The organism is Cupriavidus sp. C3SS-1 (assembly GCF_057073755.1).
On sequence record NZ_CP172701.1, the window covers coordinates 156,452 to 175,931 of the forward strand.

18 protein-coding genes and 2 pseudogenes are annotated in these 19,480 nt (G+C 58.4%); 6 read left to right on the forward strand and 14 right to left on the reverse strand.

Annotated features, from left to right (window positions below):
• Positions 1-266 precede the first annotated feature (266 nt).
• The 4 genes from ACIGJC_RS29235 to ACIGJC_RS29250 form a co-directional block, all read right to left on the reverse strand.
• Positions 267-998: a sulfite exporter TauE/SafE family protein gene (locus tag ACIGJC_RS29235; protein ID WP_483715038.1), complete on the reverse strand. Its 732-nt coding sequence runs from the start codon at positions 996-998 to the stop codon at positions 267-269.
• 133 nt (positions 999-1,131) lie between these two features.
• On the reverse strand, positions 1,132-1,479 hold the full coding sequence (locus ACIGJC_RS29240) for a DUF202 domain-containing protein (protein WP_483715040.1): 348 nt from the start codon (positions 1,477-1,479) through the stop codon (positions 1,132-1,134).
• Positions 1,476-1,832, reverse strand: a complete 357-nt coding sequence (locus ACIGJC_RS29245; protein ID WP_483715041.1) for a YidH family protein — start codon at positions 1,830-1,832, stop codon at positions 1,476-1,478. Before ACIGJC_RS29245 ends, ACIGJC_RS29240 begins: the two co-directional genes overlap by 4 nt.
• A 688-nt stretch (positions 1,833-2,520) precedes the next feature.
• Entirely contained in the window at positions 2,521-2,697 is a 177-nt protein-coding gene (locus ACIGJC_RS29250) for a hypothetical protein (RefSeq protein ID WP_483715042.1), read from the reverse strand.
• A 204-nt stretch (positions 2,698-2,901) separates the two neighbouring features.
• On the opposite strand from ACIGJC_RS29250, the pseudogene ACIGJC_RS29255 reads away from it, so the two are divergent.
• Positions 2,902-3,207, forward strand: a pseudogene (locus tag ACIGJC_RS29255) (IS110 family RNA-guided transposase); the annotation flags it as partial.
• 186 nt (positions 3,208-3,393) lie between these two features.
• Here ACIGJC_RS29255 and ACIGJC_RS29260 read toward each other — a convergent pair.
• From ACIGJC_RS29260 to ACIGJC_RS29285, 6 genes and pseudogenes are all read right to left on the reverse strand, one after another.
• Positions 3,394-3,612: pseudogene (locus tag ACIGJC_RS29260) on the reverse strand (IS3 family transposase); the annotation flags it as partial.
• A gap of 12 nt (positions 3,613-3,624) precedes the next feature.
• The gene (locus ACIGJC_RS29265; protein WP_483715043.1) at positions 3,625-4,674 is read right to left on the reverse strand and encodes an IS110 family RNA-guided transposase; all 1,050 of its coding nucleotides are present in this window, start codon (positions 4,672-4,674) and stop codon (positions 3,625-3,627) included.
• 310 nt (positions 4,675-4,984) lie between these two features.
• Positions 4,985-5,458 carry an aconitase X swivel domain-containing protein gene (locus ACIGJC_RS29270; protein WP_483715044.1) on the reverse strand — a complete coding sequence of 158 codons (474 nt, stop codon included), beginning with the start codon at positions 5,456-5,458 and terminating at the stop codon, positions 4,985-4,987.
• Positions 5,455-6,684 carry an aconitase X gene (locus ACIGJC_RS29275; RefSeq protein WP_483715045.1) on the reverse strand — a complete coding sequence of 410 codons (1,230 nt, stop codon included), beginning with the start codon at positions 6,682-6,684 and terminating at the stop codon, positions 5,455-5,457. The genes ACIGJC_RS29270 and ACIGJC_RS29275 overlap by 4 nt, the downstream gene beginning before the upstream one ends.
• 5 nt (positions 6,685-6,689) lie before the next feature.
• The gene (locus tag ACIGJC_RS29280; protein ID WP_483715046.1) at positions 6,690-7,556 is read right to left on the reverse strand and encodes a Bug family tripartite tricarboxylate transporter substrate binding protein; all 867 of its coding nucleotides are present in this window, start codon (positions 7,554-7,556) and stop codon (positions 6,690-6,692) included.
• Between the two features lie 186 nt (positions 7,557-7,742).
• On the reverse strand, positions 7,743-8,519 hold the full coding sequence (locus tag ACIGJC_RS29285) for a GntR family transcriptional regulator (RefSeq protein ID WP_483715047.1): 777 nt from the start codon (positions 8,517-8,519) through the stop codon (positions 7,743-7,745).
• Between the two features lie 339 nt (positions 8,520-8,858).
• On the opposite strand from ACIGJC_RS29285, the gene ACIGJC_RS29290 reads away from it, so the two are divergent.
• Positions 8,859-10,118 carry an MFS transporter gene (locus ACIGJC_RS29290; RefSeq protein ID WP_483715048.1) on the forward strand — a complete coding sequence of 420 codons (1,260 nt, stop codon included), beginning with the start codon at positions 8,859-8,861 and terminating at the stop codon, positions 10,116-10,118.
• Positions 10,119-10,555: 437 nt separating this feature from the next.
• Here the strand turns inward: ACIGJC_RS29290 and ACIGJC_RS29295 are convergent, their stop codons facing one another.
• Entirely contained in the window at positions 10,556-11,296 is a 741-nt protein-coding gene (locus ACIGJC_RS29295; RefSeq protein ID WP_483715190.1) for an ISL3 family transposase, read from the reverse strand.
• A gap of 326 nt (positions 11,297-11,622) precedes the next feature.
• Here ACIGJC_RS29295 and ACIGJC_RS29300 point away from each other — a divergent pair, with 326 nt between their 5' ends.
• Together ACIGJC_RS29300 and ACIGJC_RS29305 are read left to right on the forward strand one after the other, a co-directional pair.
• Complete coding sequence (locus ACIGJC_RS29300) at positions 11,623-12,162, forward strand: 2,4'-dihydroxyacetophenone dioxygenase family protein (protein ID WP_483715050.1); 540 nt, start codon at positions 11,623-11,625, stop codon at positions 12,160-12,162.
• An 80-nt stretch (positions 12,163-12,242) separates the two neighbouring features.
• A complete protein-coding gene (locus ACIGJC_RS29305; protein ID WP_483715051.1) occupies positions 12,243-13,139 on the forward strand; it encodes a LysR family transcriptional regulator in 897 nt (298 codons plus the stop codon).
• 1,316 nt (positions 13,140-14,455) lie between these two features.
• Here the strand turns inward: ACIGJC_RS29305 and ACIGJC_RS29310 are convergent.
• The 3 genes from ACIGJC_RS29310 to ACIGJC_RS29320 form a co-directional block, all read right to left on the reverse strand.
• Positions 14,456-15,439, reverse strand: coding sequence for a tripartite tricarboxylate transporter substrate binding protein (locus ACIGJC_RS29310; protein ID WP_483715053.1), 984 nt, complete (start codon positions 15,437-15,439; stop codon positions 14,456-14,458).
• Between the two features lie 67 nt (positions 15,440-15,506).
• Positions 15,507-17,123, reverse strand: coding sequence for an alkyl sulfatase dimerization domain-containing protein (locus tag ACIGJC_RS29315; RefSeq protein WP_483715054.1), 1,617 nt, complete (start codon positions 17,121-17,123; stop codon positions 15,507-15,509).
• Positions 17,124-17,569: 446 nt separating this feature from the next.
• Entirely contained in the window at positions 17,570-18,301 is a 732-nt protein-coding gene (locus tag ACIGJC_RS29320) for a Crp/Fnr family transcriptional regulator (protein ID WP_483715056.1), read from the reverse strand.
• 46 nt (positions 18,302-18,347) lie between these two features.
• Between ACIGJC_RS29320 and ACIGJC_RS29325 the strand changes: the two genes are divergently transcribed.
• Positions 18,348-18,875, forward strand: a complete 528-nt coding sequence (locus ACIGJC_RS29325) for a thiamine pyrophosphate-binding protein (protein WP_483715057.1) — start codon at positions 18,348-18,350, stop codon at positions 18,873-18,875.
• A 10-nt stretch (positions 18,876-18,885) separates the two neighbouring features.
• The gene (locus tag ACIGJC_RS29330) at positions 18,886-19,479 is read left to right on the forward strand and encodes a thiamine pyrophosphate-dependent enzyme (RefSeq protein WP_483715058.1); all 594 of its coding nucleotides are present in this window, start codon (positions 18,886-18,888) and stop codon (positions 19,477-19,479) included.
• The last annotated feature ends 1 nt before the right edge of the window (position 19,480 follow it).

Sequence of the window (19,480 nt, forward strand, 5' to 3'; positions counted from 1 at the left end):
ACCTCAGACCTGTAGCCAGCCAATCCGGAGACCCCTACCTCATCCAGCACGATGGTAACGACAGGTCAACTGTACTGCCATCTCCCCACGGATGATTGGTACACCCGATCTCAACAGTTCGACAATGGGATCCCAGACCGCCTTGACTAAGCGCCAAATCCGTTGAATCGACGAATTGACCGGTGGCAGATCTGGACCAGCGAAAGAGTCACTGTCCGAAGTCATTCTGCATTGTGGACCATCTCCGCTATGGAAGCCGAGCTTGGCTAGATCAACAAGGCGACCAACCCGGACGCTAGCAACAAGCCACTCACGATGTGTTCGAGACAGCGCGCCGACAGCATTTTGCATAGCCGCTCCCCCACAAAGACACCAAGGACGAACATCGGCACGAGCAGCACTGTCGAGTATATGTGCGGCAGATGAATCTGGTGCTGAAACAATAAGCAAGCTACCACACCCACATACAGCACCGAAAAATACGCAAGGAGATTCGCGCGTAGTGTCTCGCCCTGCCCCACTCCATTAAGAAAGTAGACGACCGGCGGGCCGCCGATTCCCCCTAATGCAGTCAGCGCACCGCTCATTGCGCCGGCAGCGAAAGTGGGACGCCATCCGCTATCGTGAAGCCAGCGCCAGCCTCTGATGTGCAAGAATGTAGAGAGCAGGACCGCAACAGCTACTATCCGACGCAAATCCCCCGCGTTCTCGTTCATCGACCAGCGGGTCGTTAAGGCCGCGCAAGCCGTCGCGATCAAGGCCAACGGAACGACGGTTCGCCAGCGGGCCACGGCAGCCCAGTTGCGCAAGCCCTGCAGCGACGTCGCCAGATGTATCAGCACGACCAAGGCGCCGATTTCGTGCACTGGGAGCAGTAATCCGAACAAGGGTGCCATGATGAGCGCGCCACCAAATCCGGTCATGCCCTTGGCCATACCAGCCACCAGAGTAATAAGAGAGACGGAAGCCAATATGGCAGGAGAATCGATAAGACTCATGAGTGCTTTGATTCTGGTAGACGAAAGAGATAATTCAGCCCACCGGTGTCGCCGACCGCCATTCCCCTTCCCTGAGGCCAGGTGGCCGTGAGGCCCTTACGTGCCCCATTTGAAGATTCTGCGCGCCCGCCGATTAGAATAATTCCAACCCATAGATTATCGATGCAACCCCGACAACACATGCGCAGAACGCAACGAGCGCCGCCGAGGTGATCTCAATCGTGGATAGAGAAATCCCGCCCCGGTAGGTCACCAGGATCCGACGACGCCAAGCGCCATAAGAAATCCATGCGCTTGACGCAACAAGCAATGCAAGCGCCAGCAAAGAAATTGGGGTCTCGTTGCCCTCCCAACCCGAACGCAATGCCAGCACCGCGTTGATCAGCACAGCCAGGCCGGTGCGGTTCCATGCCAGCGCAGTGCGCTCGGCCTGTAGCCCCGGATCTCGCGGCCGCTGCAATGGAGCAATATGCCGAATCATGTTTTACCAGCTAACAGCAGCGCCACCACCACAGTGACCACCAGTACAGTTGCTGCAATTAGCGGTATAGCGATCGTACCTGGTAGCGTTTGGGCATGACGCATGGCGATTTCATTTGCACGCCAGCGCAAATAGGCGATCGCACAGAGAAGCGCCGCCAGCACACCAAGTGCTACTGCGAGGATCATCACCGCATATTGCGGACCTAGTTTGGTGGCAAACTGATCAAGCAACACGCCTCCTGCCAAAATGGCAAGGGCGGTACGAATCCATGCAAGGAAAGTGCGCTCGTTGGCCAGCGAAAATCTGTAGTCAGGATCTACGCCATCTCGGCGCCATTGGGGTTCACGCATCACTTTAAGCTTCTATAGTGCCAAGATTTCAGTGTAGGAGCCTTTCCAGCAGATCCGCGAACATAGCCGTCAGGGCACGCTCTTCACCATTCGTACTTTGGCCAGCGTGTCGAGTTGACTTCGGAGTTTCTCGATCCCAGGACTTCGCCATGTCCACAACAATAACGGCCGCTCCCTTTTAGGATCCCGGAAAAGTAGCGGCGTGTAAGGGTGAAGGGCTGAACGGGCCTTGATAAGCCGGAATCCGTTTTCCCCTTCGGAAATGAAGCCGACGCGGCGCCAACCGCAATTAGACCAGCGCGTGTCGGCGAGCACATAGCGGTTACTGGGCAGTGATGTACCGCTTTCTGCCTTGCGACCAGAGAATCGGTACGTGTGCCCCGATCGTGGAACCCATTGCAGACGGGGTCGGAGAATCCGCCCCCGTCCATCAGCTCACAGGCATAACTGTACGCTACTGCAGCCATAGATGATTGGTACAGTTAGCCTCAACAGTTGTTGCAGGAAGCGGCTAATGGGCAATCCTTGATCCTCAACAGCGATACGCTGCTTGGCGTCGCAGGCCTTTCGGTGCAATGATGGGCACGCGACTCAGAATCACGCCCGCCATGCCCATTGTTGGGCTCGTCCAGGTTCGGCAACGGCCTCGTTCCGATTCGCCATGTCACGCTCGCCGTCGGCGTTCCGGCTAGGGATGCGGTTCCCACCCCGCGGCCTTGCCCACTTCAACCGCATCGGCCGCTGCCTGCTCGAGCCAGGGTGCATGGGCCTTGGGAACGACCAACATCGTCAAACACAGACCGTCCAGCACCCGCAGAGCATGCTCGAGATTGACGCCCTTGCCATTCTCCAGCTTGGACAGCATGCCGACCGAGACCCCGCAATGCCGCGCCGCCTGGTCAATTGGTAGCCCGTCTTGCCCCGGGTGACGAGGATGCGGTCGCCGAGTTGGTGAGTGGTGCGAACCGTCGCGCGCGAGGGAGGCATCGGATCAGATCCTATGAGTAGAGGGTCATCGACGCACTGATACGTAAATCAGCGTGTCGAGTCCTGTTCAAAGGAGATCATCATGCACACGGATCAGACGTTCTCGACAGGTGGTGAGGAAGTGGTGCTGGCGGTCTCACTCGAGCTAGCCGCAGCAAGCTGGAAGGTCGCGCTGCACGACGGCCGGCGATAGAAGCCGGCCGTGCACACGGTCGCGCATCTGCAGGCGGCCGCCCGCCTGCAGGCAGTGCTGAACCTGATCGAGGCGCACAGGGACAGGTGGTTGTTGCCCGCGGGTGTACGCATCGTCGTGAGCTACGAAGCCGGCCAGGACGCGTTCTGGATCTGTCGCGCGCTGCAAGCGCGCGGCATCGAGTGCTACGTCGTCGGAGCCAGTCAGTCTTCGCGCGCCGCTTTTGGCGTTCGACCGGAATGCTCGCCGGATCGCATGTAAGAAGGCTGCAGACGCGTATGGTGAAGGCGACACAGGCCGGCCGCCATAACAAGGCGAAAGCCTTGCATGGCTGCTGACCCACTTGTTCAGCGGCAAGGCATTCGTCGTCAAGTGTAGTGGTCAAGTAATTTCGGACATGCAGATAGGTTGTTTCGCTGTCGATTTCGCCTCGTAGGCAGCGGGCGACAGATACCCCAGGGTTGAGTGCAAGCGCACCGGGTTATAAAAACCAACGATGTAATGGGTGAAGTCGCGCCGAGCTTCGTCGTGGTTGGCGTATTGACGCTGCCACACGCGCTCCATCTTCAGGTTCAGGAAGAACCGCTCCATCACCGCGTTGACGCTCCTATGTCAAGCAGCGCGGCTCGAATCGGCCAGATCGGCCAAGATGAGGGGGTACAGCTCCCTGACGATATAACGCTTGAGGCAGCGATGAATCTCCTTCTTTGACATGCCTTCCTTGGTCCGGCGTTCGACGTATGTCCGTGTCCTGGGATCGCTGCGCATTCGCACCATGGCGATGGTCCACAAGGCGTTATTTGCCGACCGATCTCCGCCCCTATTCAAGCGATGCCGAACCGTTTTTCCGGACGAAGCCTGCAGAGGACTTGTGCCACAAAGCGCCGCCAATGCGGCTTCGTTTTTCAGGCGCCCCGGGTTGTCACCTGCAACGGCAACGAGCACTGCCGCCGTTTGAGGCCCTACGCCAAACCGCTGCCGAAGCCGCTTGGCATGCTGGCTGGTCAGGCGGTCAAGCATGCCGTCGAGGGTGCTCAGTTCCTCTGCCAGGGCCAGCCAGCGCTTGGCCAGCAGGCGTAGTGTGGAGGTCAAGGTTTGCAGCAATGGAGTGTCGCCTAACGCGCGCAGGCGGGCGCGACTCGCGACGCATTCCGCCGTCTTCTCTTTCAGAAGCCGTTCACGGACTTCCTGAGGCGCGCTGACCAGAAAAGCCCGCAACTGATTGATGGCCTGCGTCTTCGCCTTTACGGCACTGCGCCGGGCAACAGAGACAGCACGCATCGCTTCGGCTGCTCCAGACTGCGCCTTGGGAAGGGCTGTTGCCTTCCCCGAGAGGACTGCGCGTGCGGCGTTTTCCGCGTCAGTGGGATCAGACTTCCCGCGAGACCGGCGCGCCGCTCGGTCGGGACGATTGACTTCCAGTACCTCAATCTCATGATCGCGTAGCACGCGGGCCAGGCCAGCCCCGTAGGTGCCGGTTCCTTCGACTCCAGCGCGGCACAAGCGTCCGAACGAGTTCGCCCAGGAGAGAAGATTGAGATAGCCATTGGTGTCGGCCGATACCGACTGCGTGCCGAGGAGCTTGCCCGTGCCGCTGATCACCGCCCCAACATGCGTATCCAAATGCGTGTCGACACCCAAAATCACTTCGTCTGGTTCCATGCGTGTTTTCCGTTGTAGTGGGCACATCGCCAACCCCACTCGCAGGACAGGACACTCACGGTACAGGACAAGGCTCCTATCAGGTCACAAACGTTGGGCCCGGCAATGCTCGGGGAACGCCGGAACCCGATCGACAGGTCAACGCAAAGGCAGCTCGGCCACTCCCAGCACGGGTCAGATCGGTCCGACGATCGAAGCGTATTTTGGACTGAGTATCCCAGCAATTGCCTTCGCGACGTTAGCGAGAAAATTTATTGGACAGGTAACCGGCTCGCACGAGCGAGTTTTGCCTACCTGTCCGTGACAATGGCTACTTCGGGAAGTGGATTCGAGATAGCCCTTCGTCTAGGACTTCTTGGGGCGGTACTTCGGAGGGATCGAGTACTCGAATGGTTTTTGCCTCTGGATCGATCTCGACGAAGCTTCCATGTGGAACGGCTTCAGTAATGTCCACGTCAAAGCCAGCCATCATTGAGACGTCACCCAATGCGGCTCCTTGCACCAAAATCGTATTCACCGTGTTAAACACAATCGCCTGCGGCACCATGTTTCGAGAGCGCATCTCATGGAGCATCCAAGCGGTTGCAACCCCCCCTTTGGCGGTGTCGAGAACAAGGATTCGGTCAATGTACGATTGACCTGCCAACTTGTGCGCTGGACGCGAAAAGACTCCTTGCAGACGGTTCAAATCGTAACGGGCGGAAAAGCCATCATGAGCAACCAACGCCTGGCCGATCACCTTCTTGCCCATCGCATGGCGGGCGATATACGTATCCGATTTCATTTCAGTTCTCCAGTTTCGGCGGCGTTCACGCATTCTTCCATGGTTGCCAACATTGGCACGTAACCATACCCGCCCAAAATATTGACGAGCTTCGCGCTATTGGTCGCGAGGCGAGTCCAGCCTTTCGCTTCCTTCATTTCGCGCGCATAAGACTGATAGAAGCACATGCCAGACAGGACGGTTCCTCCCGCCTCCTCGATCGTCTTTGTGTATCCGAAACGATCGCAGTCTGGCTTCACTTGCGGGCTTGTCACTGCAAGCAGCGGCTTCTTCAATTGTCGCCCTTTGCACAGCTTAGCGATGTCACGCAACTCATAAAGGCTGAGTTGCGGCGCGGAAAACACGACGACATCGATACCTTCCTGGACGGCGTAGCTATCCCTCAGACCACGCAAGTCTGCTTCACCAATGCGATGCACGACCGGCAACTTGTGTCCACCCACATCTTCCAGGCGTGAGGCTTCAGGGGTAATGCCGATCAGATGGAATAGTGCCGACGAACCAAAACTGGCCATGGCCGCGCCGAAGTGCTTTAGTTCGTCCGACGTCGGCGCCCTATCCAAGCCCTCAACGACAGGTACTTGCCAGTAGTTGCCGGCCAATTTTCCAACCACGCCTCCTAGCGCACCCCACTCGCTCAGATCCCTCGGCGTCCAATCCACTCGCAGTCGCAACGTCGCCTGACGCTGCTCATCAAGATGGTAGCCGTAGCGTGGCGTGCGTCCAGTCAGTCCAGCCGACAGGGCCGACGGACCGCCCTCGAAGTTGGAGCGTGCGCCGCCAACCGAGTTCGAGTAGATGACGACACCAGTATCACCGAATGCCACATGCTCACCCCGAGTCGCCGCCAACACGGTTTGGTAGTTGATACATGTGTCAGTCATACTGACACCAAGGCGGGAGAACGCCTCGATCGCACGGCGCTCTAGTTCGACCATCCATTCAGCCTGACCAAGGTCAGAGGCCTTTGTGAAGTCCGTGCCTCGCGGATCGGTGATCGTCGGAATACGGACGCCCCCTTCATTAGCATCCGCCAAGCGCTCCAGCCACATCACGCCGGCCTGCCCGAGACTCTCGGTATCAGCCATGACGTGTGCTTGCGTCACCGGGACGAAATCCTTCGCACCGAAGAACGTGCCCACCTTGATCTGGTGTTCGATGGCGATCTTCGCCACAATGCCCGCTTCACCTGCGAGTATTGCTTTTTCCTCTTCGTTCAGTATCATGTGAATCACTCGATAGTTATACCCGTGGAACGAACCGCATCGCTCCACTTGGCGGCTTCAGATCGTTGAAAATCTGAGAGGGGAAGGCTCATCGGTTGCAAGCCCATTGGCGTGAGCAAGCTTCCGAATTCACTGGACTGCACAATCTTTTTCGTCTCCGAAACCAGACGCTCGCTGATACTTGGCGGTAACGCAGCAGGGGCAAAAAGTGCCCACCAGGCCAAGGCTTCGAATCCCGGATAGCCTTGCTCCGCCACGGTCGGCGCCTCCGGCAACGCGTCAAAACGCTGTCGGCTTGTAATGGCGAGAATTCGGATCTTTCCCGATTTCACGTGAGGCAGCACAGATTGCAGCGGATCGAACATCAGTGGAATTTGCCCTCCAATGAGTTCCGTCACGGCTGGGGCACTCCCTTTGTACGGCACATGGGATAGCTTTATGCCTGCTTTGGTGGCAAACAGTGCACTAGCGAGATGCCCTGGAGTGCCGTTGCCAGCAGACCCGAAATTGATGGCGTCCGGTTTGGCTTTTGCCTTTGCCACAAGGTCGGCTAGTGAGGTGATACCTGAGTTTTGGCTGACTACGATGGCTACTGGCGCGCTGGCCAAGGTAGCAATCGACGTGAAATCCTTATCAGGGTTGTAGTTCAACTTCCTGTACAACGATGGATTAATCGCGTTGGTACCGACAGTTCCGAGCAGCAACGTATAGCCATCGGGCGGTGCGGAAACGACGGCTGCGGCGCCAATGGAGCCACCGGCCCCGCCCCGATTGTCGATGATGATCGCTTGTCCCAGCGCGTCGCCTAAGAATTTTGCAAAAGGTCTTGCGACAATATCGGTCGGCCCCCCCCGCGGGGAAAGGCACCACAAGCCGAATCGGCTTCGCAGGATACTTCGCAGCGAAGGCTGGGGCGATTGTGCCGACGGCACAAGATCCTGCACTGATCGTAAGGGCGGCCAGCACCCTCCTTCTCGCGTGGAAGGACATGATTGCGTTGTCTCCTGTGGATTTCGCGACTCTTCGGTCGCCTTATGTGTCCGCGTCAGAACATATCGTTATCGCACCGTCGTCGCTGTCGGTCTTAGTGCTCGCGCGATTTCCAAGGGGCCAGGCAGGCTGAGTTTGAACGTGTAACTCTCTGGCACAATATAAATACGCATATGCTCACAAGCTTGCCCCGTACCACTGTACGAAGTGCGCTCCATGATTAGTACATTCGAGCTTGTTCGTAGTCCCAGCTCCTTGGCGACCTGATTGCCCGGTCTACCGCAACGGATTCCCACATCTGCACGGCCAATACGCAGCCCCATGTACTGTTCAACGATCTCGTACACCGCCATCTGCCTTGCCCTGAGTTCCCCGAGAGTCGCGGCCGCTTCTGGCAGAAATGCCTCAGCGATTGCAAATGGTTCGCCATTCAGACAATAGCGACGACGCAGGCGTACTGGAAAATTCAGCCCAGGAGGGATCTGCGAATCGATACGTCCCGCCGAAGCGGAAAACTCCAACAGCTCGGTCTCTGGTTCAACACCTTGACTTCGTAGGGCCTCCTGGAAACCCTGGAGCATGCCCAAGTCTTGCTGCAGTCCGGCTCGGGTGACAAAGGTGCCCTTGCCTCGATGGGCGGTCACCTGTCCATTCCTGGTCAGCATCTGAATCGCTTGACGGACTGTGATACGACTGACGCGAAATGCAGACATCAATTCGGCTTCCGTGGGCAGCTTTGCCCCCGGCGGAAGTTCGCCTTGCGAGATGCGCGCGGCCAACCGACTCGCGAGCTGAACATAGAGCGGCTCAACACTTTCCGAGTCCAGCTGTTCTAGCGCGTTCATAGTTATCCTTGTTGTACTTCTTTGTTATAGAACATCCTATTACATTTATCCTCAAACGGCAAGCACTTCTTTACGGTACCGGGCCGGGATGTGACCGGCTTATACTGCACATAATGTTGTAAAATATGGCTCTTTACGGCATTTTATTCAGGAATCGCGAACAAAGACGATGTTTAGTCGCAACTCGTGTTCGCTTGCACATTGTCTTGTAAACATATACCCTGCATCGATACTTTATATAACAACATGCGACATAGGGTCGTGTGCAGGCACCCCAGGAGACACAGAGCGCAAACCGCGTCAAAGAAGTTTTGGAAGTTCAGAGCGACTGATTGGGTTTTGATCCTCATCTGCCTGTTGTACCTCATCCAGTACTCTGATCGCGTAAACATAGCCACCGCAGCCGACGCTATCGCGAAAGACCTTCACCTGAGTAACACCGAACTTGGCTTCATCTTTTCCGCCTTTGCCTATCCTTACGCGGTAGTGCAGCTGTTTGGGGGCTGGCTCGGTGACAAAATTGGCGCAAGGCGCATGCTGACCATCTTCGGGCTCATCGTAGCGATTGCCTGCATCTTCACTTCATTTGCCGGCGGCCTTATTTCGTTAGCAGCGTGTCGTTTCTTGCTAGGTGTCGGCGAAGCGCCCACCTTGGCAACAGCCACTAGCGCAATGGCGCGATGGCTGCCCGCACATAGGCGAGGGCTTGGTCAAGGCCTGACGCACGCTTGCGCGCGCGTTGGCAGTGCACTCACTCCACCGCTTATTGCCTTCCTGATGGCCCTCTGGAACTGGCGCGTCTCTTTTATTATTGCAGGGATCGTTGGGGTGGTTTGGCTAGTGGTATGGTTTTGGTATTTCCGCGACGAGCCTGCATCGCACCCGAGCATTACCAAGGCCGAACTCGAAACGTTACCCAAAGCCCCCCCGAAGGGCGCCAAGGCGAAAGTACCCGTTCTTCCACTACTGCTTCGCATGCTCCCCGTGACGGCGGTAGACTTTTGCTACGCTTGGACCCTGTGGGTGTTTCTGACTTGGTTGCCATCGTTCTTCCTGAACAATTTCAAGCTCGATCTGAAGAGCTCCGCTCTATTCACATCAGGTGTTTTTGTAGCAGGAATTGTTGGCGATACTCTAGGCGGAATTTGGAGCGATAGGATCTATGAGCGCACTGGGAACGTTCAAAAAGCTCGCTTGACCGTCATCGTGGGGGGAATGGCGGGCGCCCTGGTCTTCCTCGCACCAGTGCTTTTTGTGCGCGACCTCACGACGGTGTGCTTTTGCTTGTGTACCGCATTCTTCCTCATGGAACTCGTAATTGCTCCCTTGTGGTCCGTGCCAATGGACATCGCACCCAACTATGCCGGCACGGCCAGTAGCTTCATGAACGTTGGTTTCGGCCTAGCAGGCATCACCTCCCCACTGGTTTTTGGGTGGGTGATCGACCGTACTGGAAACTGGCAGTTGCCGTTCGCGATCTCGATGTGCTTGCTGGTACTTGGCATCATCCTATCGTTCTTCATGCGTCCGGACCGGGCCTTCTGGCCCGCTGCTAAACATGCAGATCTCGTCCCCGCAGCAACCGAACAGCGCGCATAACAAGACACATCATCGATCCATGCCCATGACCCCCGCCATGCGCGGGGTCTCAGTACGCCCACGCTGCCCAAGCGAATAGATTCTCGCAACTGCATCGCATCACCAAACAACACGCAACTGCCCATATAGCCTCGCTGTTTGAGTTCTTGCCAGATCAGTTCAGGAAAGCGACAGCCGTGGGCGATTCGTTCCTCGATATAGCTGAGATAGGGATCCAAAGGAGTCGGACCCCGCGCCCTCGGTGCGCGCTCCGGAAAGGCTCCCGCAGTGACGAAGTTGCGCACAGTTCGTTGGCCAATCGAGAGCTCGAGCCCGATTCCTTTCATTGTGCCGCCCTGGGCGTGTAGCGCCATCACCCGCTCGTACAGCGCCAGCCGCGCGGCGCGGCTCTGATCGCTCTGGCGCTGCCATGACCACAGTGAATCGCGGCTCAGCACTCACTGCCGGCCCAGGGTCACGCCAGCGACCTCGACCTGCTGCGCGGCCTGGCGCAGTTGCGGCCCGAGTTGGTACAGCAGCCTCTCGACGTTGTCGCGCAGGTTGCTCAGCAAATGCCAGCTATCCGAGACTTGCTGGGCTGCCGGCAGCGCGATGTCGACTGCTTCGGAATAGGCCCCGGCTCGGTCCCTAGCGACGATTTCGATCGATGGGTGGGCACGCATCCAAGCTGCCGCTGCAATGGATTCCCTGCCGGCGAACACTTCGATCGGCTCACGTCGCTCCAGGTCGACGATGATCGTTCCGTACTGGTGACCGCGCGCGATCGCCCAATCATCGATGCCGACGACCCGCAGTCGTGGTTTGCGCTTGCGCCCAGAAGCTCTGCGCAACTCCCGCAGCACGGTATCAGCACTGGTGCGCAAGCCCAAGGCGTCGGCAAGCCGGGCTGCCGCCTCACCACCGAGGGCGTGGCCCAGCGCGTGCAACGCCCGAGCCTGCGATCGCGTACGACGTTGATACCGCCCGGCCAGGGCGTGGACGTTCTTGGCAAACGTACGACGGGGGCAATTGGCGTTCGTACACTTGAAGCGACGCACTTCAATAGCGAGAACGACCCGCTGCTCGAGCATTGGACGTTCTTCCAGCTTGCGCACATAGCGGCCGTGGATTCGGTGACGCCAACGATGGCAGGCAGGACAAGGTGCCGCGCGAACCGTACTGCAGGCTTCGACAGTGATGGTCTCCCCGCACGCGTCGCTAGAGAGACAAAGCGCTTACCCACACGAGCGAGAATACGATCGGTCCCACCGAGAACTTGGCTCATGGTAATAACGAAAATGGGGCCAGATCGGCCCGAAATCAAGCCCTCGACGCCGCCGTCACACAAAGTGCGGGAGACCGTGAAACTGTTGGTCACGCGCCGACTGGAAGATTCCTCGGACCTACAGTCGGCACCTCTGCAAAATCGTCACACCCCCTGTGAACAACAGCAGCTAGGCGTCGGCTCACCAAACCCCTAGGATTTGCTCATCCTTACTCGACAAGTCCCCAAGGAGACTAAGAAATGACTACGCAACCGCCGAAGCCAGACGAACTGCCGATTCCCTACGCCCTGCCGCAAGTGCCCTTCATGTCCCCCGACCTTGTCCATCTGAACGTATTGGACAAATGGCTGGAAAACGACAATCTTTGGGTGCCCGTCACGCAGAGCGTGTCATTCAAGCCACTTCTACTATGCACCAGCGGCGGTTACTACGTGAACCTTCTGCGTGTACGGAAGGCTGGTGTATTGTCTCGCCACCGCCATACTGGCGCGGTTCACGCCATCGTACTGAAGGGTCGCTGGCAGTATCTCGAGCACGATTGGATTGCGGAAGAAGGCTCCTATGCGCATGAGCCGGCCGGAGAGACTCATACCCTCGTTGTACCGGAGGGCGTGGAGGAAATGATTACCTGGTTCCACGTAACGGGCGGGTATACCTACGTCGACCCTCAAGGCGTTGCTGTGGGGTACGAGGACGTCTTCACCAAACTAGAAGCGGCGCAAAAGCACTATAGAAACATCGGGTTGCCCGACGATTACATCAAACAATTCATTCGATAAGCGGTCCACTCGTTTTCGAGGAAAGCGCATCTTCATGGCGCGCTTTCCTTTTTTTTCTTCTTTAGTGTAGGGTAAAGGCCATGGACCTCTACACACAAATTCAAATCTTTGTCTGGGTGATTGACAGCGGCAACTTCTCTGCGGCAGCGCGCGAGCATCGTCTCTCGCCGTCCACGGTAAGCAAAGCCATCGGCTATCTCGAGGAACGTTTGGGTGTTCGGCTTTTCTATCGCGGCCCGCATTCGCACAGACTTACCGATGAAGGCCTTTGCTACGAACTCACCGCGCGGAAAGTCATACGAGCAATGACAGCCGCCGAAACTGTAGGGGAAACGTTGCTGCAGCGCGTATCCGGGATCTTAAAGATACACACGATGGCCACCTTTGCGAAGCATCAACTGCTTCGTTGGTTACCCGAATTTCTGGAGACCTATCCGGAGCTTTCGGTGGAAATACAAGTAGGTGCCCAGTACGTAGATCTCGTGCAACAAGGAGTCGACGTAGCTATACACAGTGGCGTCCTTCCTGATTCCTCTCACGTTGCACAGCGAATTGGGGAATCGGAATGGATTGTTTGCGCGTCGCCAGAATATTTGAGACAACATGGCACTCCAAGACAGCCCATGGACTTGTTATCCCATCGTTGCTTTAACTTCAGCTTCGCAAGTCCCTGGAACAGCTGGTCCTTCCGACAGAACAATGACGTAGTCACTGTACCTGTAAGGTGCCGAGCATCATTCACTCAAGGCGACTTGCTGAGAGACCTTTCCTTGGCCGGTGCAGGTATTGTCAGGCTAGCAAATTTTCATATAGGTGATGACCTTAAGTCCGGCGCGCTGGTTCCTCTACTCAAGGACTACCAATTGCCTATTCGAGAACCCATTTACCTTATTCACGCCCATAGAAGTCATCAGAGCCCTCGCATCAAGGCATTCATCGGATTCTTCAAGGACCGCATCGCCGCATCCGGGTGGTGAGGCTTAGGGCTAACCAGATAGACGCCCTCGCTCTTCTCATGAGCGCGTCGGATCGATAGCTCGCCCGCCAGCCTCACGGGGCACTGCAAGCTACTCACGATATGTTCAAGAGATCGAGCTGACAGCCTTGCGCAGCCGCTCTCCGACGAAGGAGCCAAGGACGTAGCACGAGCAGCGCTGTCGAGTAGAGCTGCGCCATATGAATCTGATGCGCGAACAATAGGTAGGCCACAACCCCCACGTACAACACGCCGACGCAACCAGCGCCAACGGAACGACTGTTCGCCAACGCGCCGTGGTTGCCCAGTATCGCAAGCCCTGCGGCGAAGTCGCCAGATGCTGTGCGGTCGAATCGAACGGCAACTATGGCAGTCCCTTCCGGCATCGGCATCTCCATGCGGTACGAGACCGACTCGGCGTAGACATAGTAGTAGACCGCCTACAGCCAGGGCTCATTTAGGGTGTCCTGATCTAGGACCCATAGCAGCCGAGCTTGGCGAACCCAACGTCGTCCAGAACAACGGATACTACGTTCGGTGCACCGGGAGGATCGGCCGGCTTTTAGGGCCACTCGGGTGTGGAGTCCTTGTAGGTCTTTCTGATCGTTCCCTTGAACGATCCATTCAACCTGTTACGCATAAATTGACCCAACATTTCAGGGTAATGCGGATTTTACCCTGCTGTACCCACCTCTCGTTGGTACAGTTTTGCTCAACAGTGAGAATTCTACTGTCCCCCGCTGAGAGCTGGGACGGACGGTCTTTGGAAGTTGCCAGTTCGCTGCTCCCGACGCCCAAGCGCCTGCTCGTGGCCCAAGGACGAGCCAGACGCTCCAGACAATTGTTATCAACCTGACCTTGCTCGTCGTCGCCCCACGAAAGCTATCTGCGCCGCGCCAGTTGGGTCGAAGGCGCCGCCCACCGGGTCCAGACGTAGGCCCGCCTGCCCTTACCGGCTCCTGGGCCGAGGATCAATAGATTGACGATATAGCAACTTGACCATCGCAAACGGTCGCCATCGGATGCAGCCAGTCATGTTTCCAGAGAGGCGAAAAGGCATCGACGGGATCCAGGATGATGCATTCGAAGTAGGCAGACGATTAGGTCGGACAACCGGGTGCTAGGCTCGCTATCATGCACTCGGTTGGGGCATGGAATGCGGGGCGGCACAGCATCTAATCGCCAACGGGCGGCGAAGCGGTCGCGGTGAGTTACGCCTCGGATCGGTGCTCACCGCGACCAGTAAAGCGCAAATCGGCTATGCCGTATGCTAGAGGTGGCGCACAACGGCGATTGCCAGTGACGTAGTAGGCCGGCTCAACTTAGTTGCAGGTTCGCACTCTTGACAGCGGCCTGCATCCAGCCTAGATCAGCCTCAATGAGCTTGGTGAAGGACACCTGGCTCTCGCTTGCTTGCGGTGCAGTGCCGGTGGCGCGCAGCTTGCCGACAATGTCTGGGTTGCTGACGGCGATCGCGATCTCCTTGCGCTGCCGCTCGAGAATGGCAGTCGGTGTGCCCGCAGGCGCTGCAAAGCCACCCCAGAATGCCAGCGGAGGAACATTGATGCCCAGGTCCTTGAGTGACGGCAGAGCGTGCGCGCCGGCAATGCGCTCGTTTGTCGAGGAACCCAGCGCGCGCATCAAGCCCTGTTGTACGAAGGGCTGCGAGACCGAATAAACCATCGACACAAACTGCACCTCGTTGCGCACCAGCGCGGTCGCCGCGTCCGGCATGCCCTTGAAGGGAACATGCACAGCCTCCACCCCCGCCTCCTTGAAGAAATTGTGGGTCCACAGGTGCTCCATGCTGCCCAGACCCACAGAGCCGTAGTTGACCTTCCCCGGATTGGCGCGACCGTAGGCAATGAGCTCCTTCATGGTAGTGAAGCCGCCTTTGCCCGACGTGACCAACAAAGTGGGCATGGACCCAATCAACGAGATCGGGGCCAGCGACTTCAACAGGTCGAATCTGCGCAGTGCAGCCTGGGCTGCAAGCATGCCGACGTTGATATGCATCAGCGTGTAGCCGTCAGCCGGCGCGGTGGACATCGCCTGCATACCTATGGTGAAGATGCCACCTGGCCTGTTGTCGACCACGAACGGCCTCTTCAACTGTTCTTGCATAGCCGCGGTCACCAGCCGCACGGTAACATCCGCAGCCCCGCCGGCCGGCAACGGCACAATGACCCTGATCGGCTTGCTGGGGTAAATTTCCTGCGCTAGGGTAAGCCGTGGCACCGTGGCAGCAGCGGCCAAGGCTGCCGCGCGGGCGACAAAGGAGCGTCGGTCAAGGGATGTCATCTGGTTGTCTCCTATGGGTCTCAGGAGCAAGCGGCAGTCTTCGCTGCCGGCTTGCATTAAAGATGCATCAAAGCGCCTCGCAGCTCGCCTCATCGGGCGTGTCGAAGAGAGCGAAGAACTCCAACACGGCGGCGATATCACGGCTGCGCGCAGTGCCGGACTGCAGCGCTTGCTCTGGTGTAATCTCGCCGACGTATAAGGCCGCCCAGCCGGCGTGCGTGATGGCAAGTTCCGGCGCACCATTGAAGCCGCTGCCCGGCTCGGCCACAAACTCGCAGACACCGCGTCGTACGTGCAGCGCATGACGCACCTGCCTGTCGGTGACTTCGATCATCAGCTTGGCGTCGACATCGAGCGAGCGCTCGGCAGCAAGGCGAATTCGGAAGAAATTGATATAGCGGGACGGATCCACCGCCAGGATGGCTCGCGCCTCAGGCAAAACCGAAGCGGGGACGCTGATCTTGCGCTCTAACTCCAGCGCCTGCGTCAGGCAAAAGTGGCGCGCGATAGTTCCGGGGGTCCGGTAAGCGATTTGGCGCAGGGCCTCGGCCTGCGCTTCGCGGAAGCTGTCGTTCTGTGGCGCGGTGGCGAGCAGCCAGCCGGCAAGGCGGCTTGCCCACACCAGGTCGCCATCGGCCATGGCGGCTCGGTATTGCTCAACCACGCGCTCCGCGCCACCAAAGCCCTTGACGATACGCGCAGCCTCCTCGGCCAGTGGCATGCGGTGGATACTGGCAGCGTCCCCATCGAACCAGCCGAAGACATGGTGATACAGGTGCAGCGGGAAGTAAAAGAACTCGCTGTAGGTTTCCGCGTTGTTCGGGAAAGCTGCCAGATGCGACGGCAGCTTTACGAATTCCTTCAAGGCGTCTGGCGACAGGCCCTTGTTGATGCCGCGCAGAGTCTGGTCGATCATGAAGCTGATGGCGTCCATGTACAGCTCGAGCGACTCGCGCACCTTGGCCTTGCCCGAGATCGGCAGCGCATGGGTGTTGAGCACATGTTCGGGCTCCAGGTCGCGTATCACGCGCAGTCCGTTACGCCAGCTGCCCGGGTCGCGGAACACGTCGCCACGCAACGTATAGAAATTGAACAGGCTTGGCCAGAGGAAGTTGTTGTAGACTACCGAGAGCTCGGGAACCCAAGCGGTGAGCGTATCTTCCGAATCCGAGAAATAATGGGTGAAGAACTGCATCTTCAGGCCCGCGACGTTCATGACCTCACCGTCCTGCACCAGATACGTGGCCGGCACCGTGCCCTTGGGCTTGTTGGGCAGGATGGTTGCGGCAAAGCCTGTGTCCGGCCCTTCGCTCGGCAGCAGCGAGCCGAACTGGCGCAGGTAACGCGCCGTCAGTGCCGGCATGGCTTCTGGAAACTCACCGCCCGAAGCAAAGCCGGAAGCCAGCTCCGCCAAGTGGCGATTTACCGCCTGGTGGCCGATGACGATGGCGTCGGGCGAGTCCGCCAGAAAGGGCGACGTCCCGTGCGCATAATGGTTATGGCTGTAGACGATGGCCTTGATCGGGCGCCGACTAACCTTGCGGAACTCGGCCAGCGCGCGCTCGCCGTCTTCCAGGTCATCACCAGTATCTAAGATCACCAGCCCCTCGGGCGCATCGATCATGACCCGGCTCGAAATACCGATGCCCACCAGGTTATACACGCCCTGGCGCACCTCGATCATGCGTGGCTCGACGGCAAAGGTGGTGGTGACGGCCTTGAGCGTTGAGGCCGGCACGATGGCACCGCGCGGGCCCTGTGTCAGGGGAATGTCCTTGCCGCGGTAGCGGTCGAGGGTGGTCTCGGTCACGTTCATGTCTCCAGTTCGGTGTTGTCGTGATTTCCCCGGTCTCCGGGCACGTGAGACAAGATGCTAGGCAGCCGGCCTGTGGAAATCTGTAAAAAATCAAACACAAACGCGACGCGCCACACAAAGCGCCTGCTTGTGCAGCAGCTGGTCCACTACGTCGTTCGACATGCACCCCGTTAGATTGCACCATGAGGCCGTACGCATTCTTGCAAATGCTCACAATGGCCGCGCTATTGCTGCGCTTTGCGCCTAGACTACGGCCCCAAGTTACCGGCTCCCTGGCACGATTCCTCTGACGCACCTGCGGAAGTGGTATTGCGTCAGCCGTTGGCGATTTCTCTCAGGGAGAGCATATCGAGCACCACGAAATGTGAGTAGGTGGTCCTGATGATGCCCTCACGCTCCATCTGTTTAAGTTCGCGATTTACCATCGTCCGCGAGTTTCCAACCATATCCGCGAATTCGTCCTGCGAAAGCTTGAGGGAAATTGCAAGACCGTCGTGGCGCTCCAGCCCATAGGGCTCTGCCAGATGCAACAGCGCGCTGGCGCAGCGCGCGCGTAGCGGGAGCAGCGAACTCTGTGTGAGGTCGAGATAGGTGAGACGTGAGCGCAGACACAGCAGGCGCATTACCGCCTGGTTGAAGTCCGGCTCCGTGGCCAACGCGTGCTGGATCGTCGATCGGTGGAGGTCCAGGATCAGGGTGTCGACATGCGCTACCGCGTCATGGATCGCCACTTGTTCATCCAGCACCGGGATGAGATTCATGATCTGCCCCGGTTCCAGGTAGCGCAGCACATGGCGCTTGCCAACGCGCGTGGTGGTGCTGACTTCCAGGCTTCCGTCGGCAATAAAGCTCAGGTAATCGACCAATTGACCGCAACGCGAAAGCACCTCGCCTTTGCGCAGGTGGCGAACGTGGCCCGCGTCCACGAAGGCATCCCGCGTGGACTGGTGACAACTGCTAAACCATACGCTGCGCTGCAGCGCAGCCGCAACCAGGATCCGCTGGCTCGTTGCAATTTCTGTTTGGTTCTTTACAGATTTACTCATGACACCTACCTAGACTCGTCTCATCTTACAACAGCCAGGATTTTCCATGAATGCAGACCCTAGCATTGGCGCTTCTGCCTATCTGGCGGCGCTCGAAGAGGCAGGCATCACCCACTTCGTGACCGTGCCAGACTTCGTACAACTTGCATTGCACCAGGAACTTGAACGTGGCAAGGGAAGCATGAAACTGGTGCGTACCTGCAACGAAGACCAAGCCGTCTGTGTGGCCGCCGGCCTGACGATCGCCGGCCATCGCCCCATCATTGTGGTGCAAAACCAAGGCCTCTACGCCTGCGTCAACACCATCCGCGCGATTGCGCTCGACGCGCAGATCCCCACGCTGTTCCTGATCGGCCAATTCGGCCGCGAAAGCACCAACTTCGGCGAGCGCTACACGATGTCTTCGCGTCGTACTGTGAACCTGCTGGAGCCAGTGCTCGACGCACTGGGTATTCCGCATTGGGCCATCGAATCAAATGCTGACCTCGCCGCCATCCCGATGGCGTTGGACGCCGCTCTCGGCCGCCGTGGCGCGGCTGCGTTGATCGTGGGCCGTCCCATCGGCTGGCACTAAGGAGATTGACATGCGTATTGGAGAAGCCTGCAAACTGATTGCCGACGCTCGCGGTGAATGCGTGCTCGTCGCCACCATGGGTTCCATGTTCGCCTTTGACGCGCTGGGCGTCACAGAACGACGGTTGAGTTCGGTACCGCTGATGGGCGGCGCGGCCAGCCTGGGACTTGGCCTCGCCATCGGTCACCCCGAAGTGGGCGTGGTGGTGGTCGATGGTGATGCCAGCCTGCTTATGCAACTCGGCGGACTCGTCACTGTGGCCGATGCCCGCCCGGCGCGGTACATCCATATCGTGATCCAGAATGGCACGCAATTCGCCGGCGTGTCTAACCTGGCCACGCCCGGCGGCGACGCGGTCGACTTCGTCGCCATGGCTCGCGGCGCCGGCTACGGGAGTGCAGAAGAGGCCGACAATCCGGCCGCGTTGAGGGATGCATTCGCTCGGGCGCTGGCAGCCGACGGCCCGGCCTTTCTGGCCGTAGTGGTCGAGCCGGAGCCCTCGCAGTTGGGCGTCGAGCATCCTCAGCCTGAGATCCCGGATCGCCAGTTCCAGCGCATGGGTACCGAAGCCGAGCAACTGGGCATCTGGTACGCCACCCGCTAAC

What these genes read in the sequence shown, in the direction of transcription:
- ACIGJC_RS29235 (WP_483715038.1), bottom strand. Translation starts at nt 998, where the DNA reads ATGAGTCTTATCGATTCTCCTGCCATATTGGCTTCCGTCTCTCTTATT.
- ACIGJC_RS29240 (WP_483715040.1), bottom strand. Translation starts at nt 1,479, where the DNA reads ATGATTCGGCATATTGCTCCATTGCAGCGGCCGCGAGATCCGGGGCTA.
- ACIGJC_RS29245 (WP_483715041.1), bottom strand. Translation starts at nt 1,832, where the DNA reads ATGCGTGAACCCCAATGGCGCCGAGATGGCGTAGATCCTGACTACAGA.
- ACIGJC_RS29250 (WP_483715042.1), bottom strand. Translation starts at nt 2,697, where the DNA reads ATGCTGTCCAAGCTGGAGAATGGCAAGGGCGTCAATCTCGAGCATGCT.
- ACIGJC_RS29265 (WP_483715043.1), bottom strand. Translation starts at nt 4,674, where the DNA reads ATGGAACCAGACGAAGTGATTTTGGGTGTCGACACGCATTTGGATACG.
- ACIGJC_RS29270 (WP_483715044.1), bottom strand. Translation starts at nt 5,458, where the DNA reads ATGAAATCGGATACGTATATCGCCCGCCATGCGATGGGCAAGAAGGTG.
- ACIGJC_RS29275 (WP_483715045.1), bottom strand. Translation starts at nt 6,684, where the DNA reads ATGATACTGAACGAAGAGGAAAAAGCAATACTCGCAGGTGAAGCGGGC.
- ACIGJC_RS29285 (WP_483715047.1), bottom strand. Translation starts at nt 8,519, where the DNA reads ATGAACGCGCTAGAACAGCTGGACTCGGAAAGTGTTGAGCCGCTCTAT.
- ACIGJC_RS29300 (WP_483715050.1), top strand. Translation starts at nt 11,623, where the DNA reads ATGACTACGCAACCGCCGAAGCCAGACGAACTGCCGATTCCCTACGCC.
- ACIGJC_RS29305 (WP_483715051.1), top strand. Translation starts at nt 12,243, where the DNA reads ATGGACCTCTACACACAAATTCAAATCTTTGTCTGGGTGATTGACAGC.
- ACIGJC_RS29310 (WP_483715053.1), bottom strand. Translation starts at nt 15,439, where the DNA reads ATGACATCCCTTGACCGACGCTCCTTTGTCGCCCGCGCGGCAGCCTTG.
- ACIGJC_RS29315 (WP_483715054.1), bottom strand. Translation starts at nt 17,123, where the DNA reads ATGATCGAGGTGCGCCAGGGCGTGTATAACCTGGTGGGCATCGGTATT.
- ACIGJC_RS29320 (WP_483715056.1), bottom strand. Translation starts at nt 18,301, where the DNA reads ATGAGTAAATCTGTAAAGAACCAAACAGAAATTGCAACGAGCCAGCGG.
- ACIGJC_RS29325 (WP_483715057.1), top strand. Translation starts at nt 18,348, where the DNA reads ATGAATGCAGACCCTAGCATTGGCGCTTCTGCCTATCTGGCGGCGCTC.
- ACIGJC_RS29330 (WP_483715058.1), top strand. Translation starts at nt 18,886, where the DNA reads ATGCGTATTGGAGAAGCCTGCAAACTGATTGCCGACGCTCGCGGTGAA.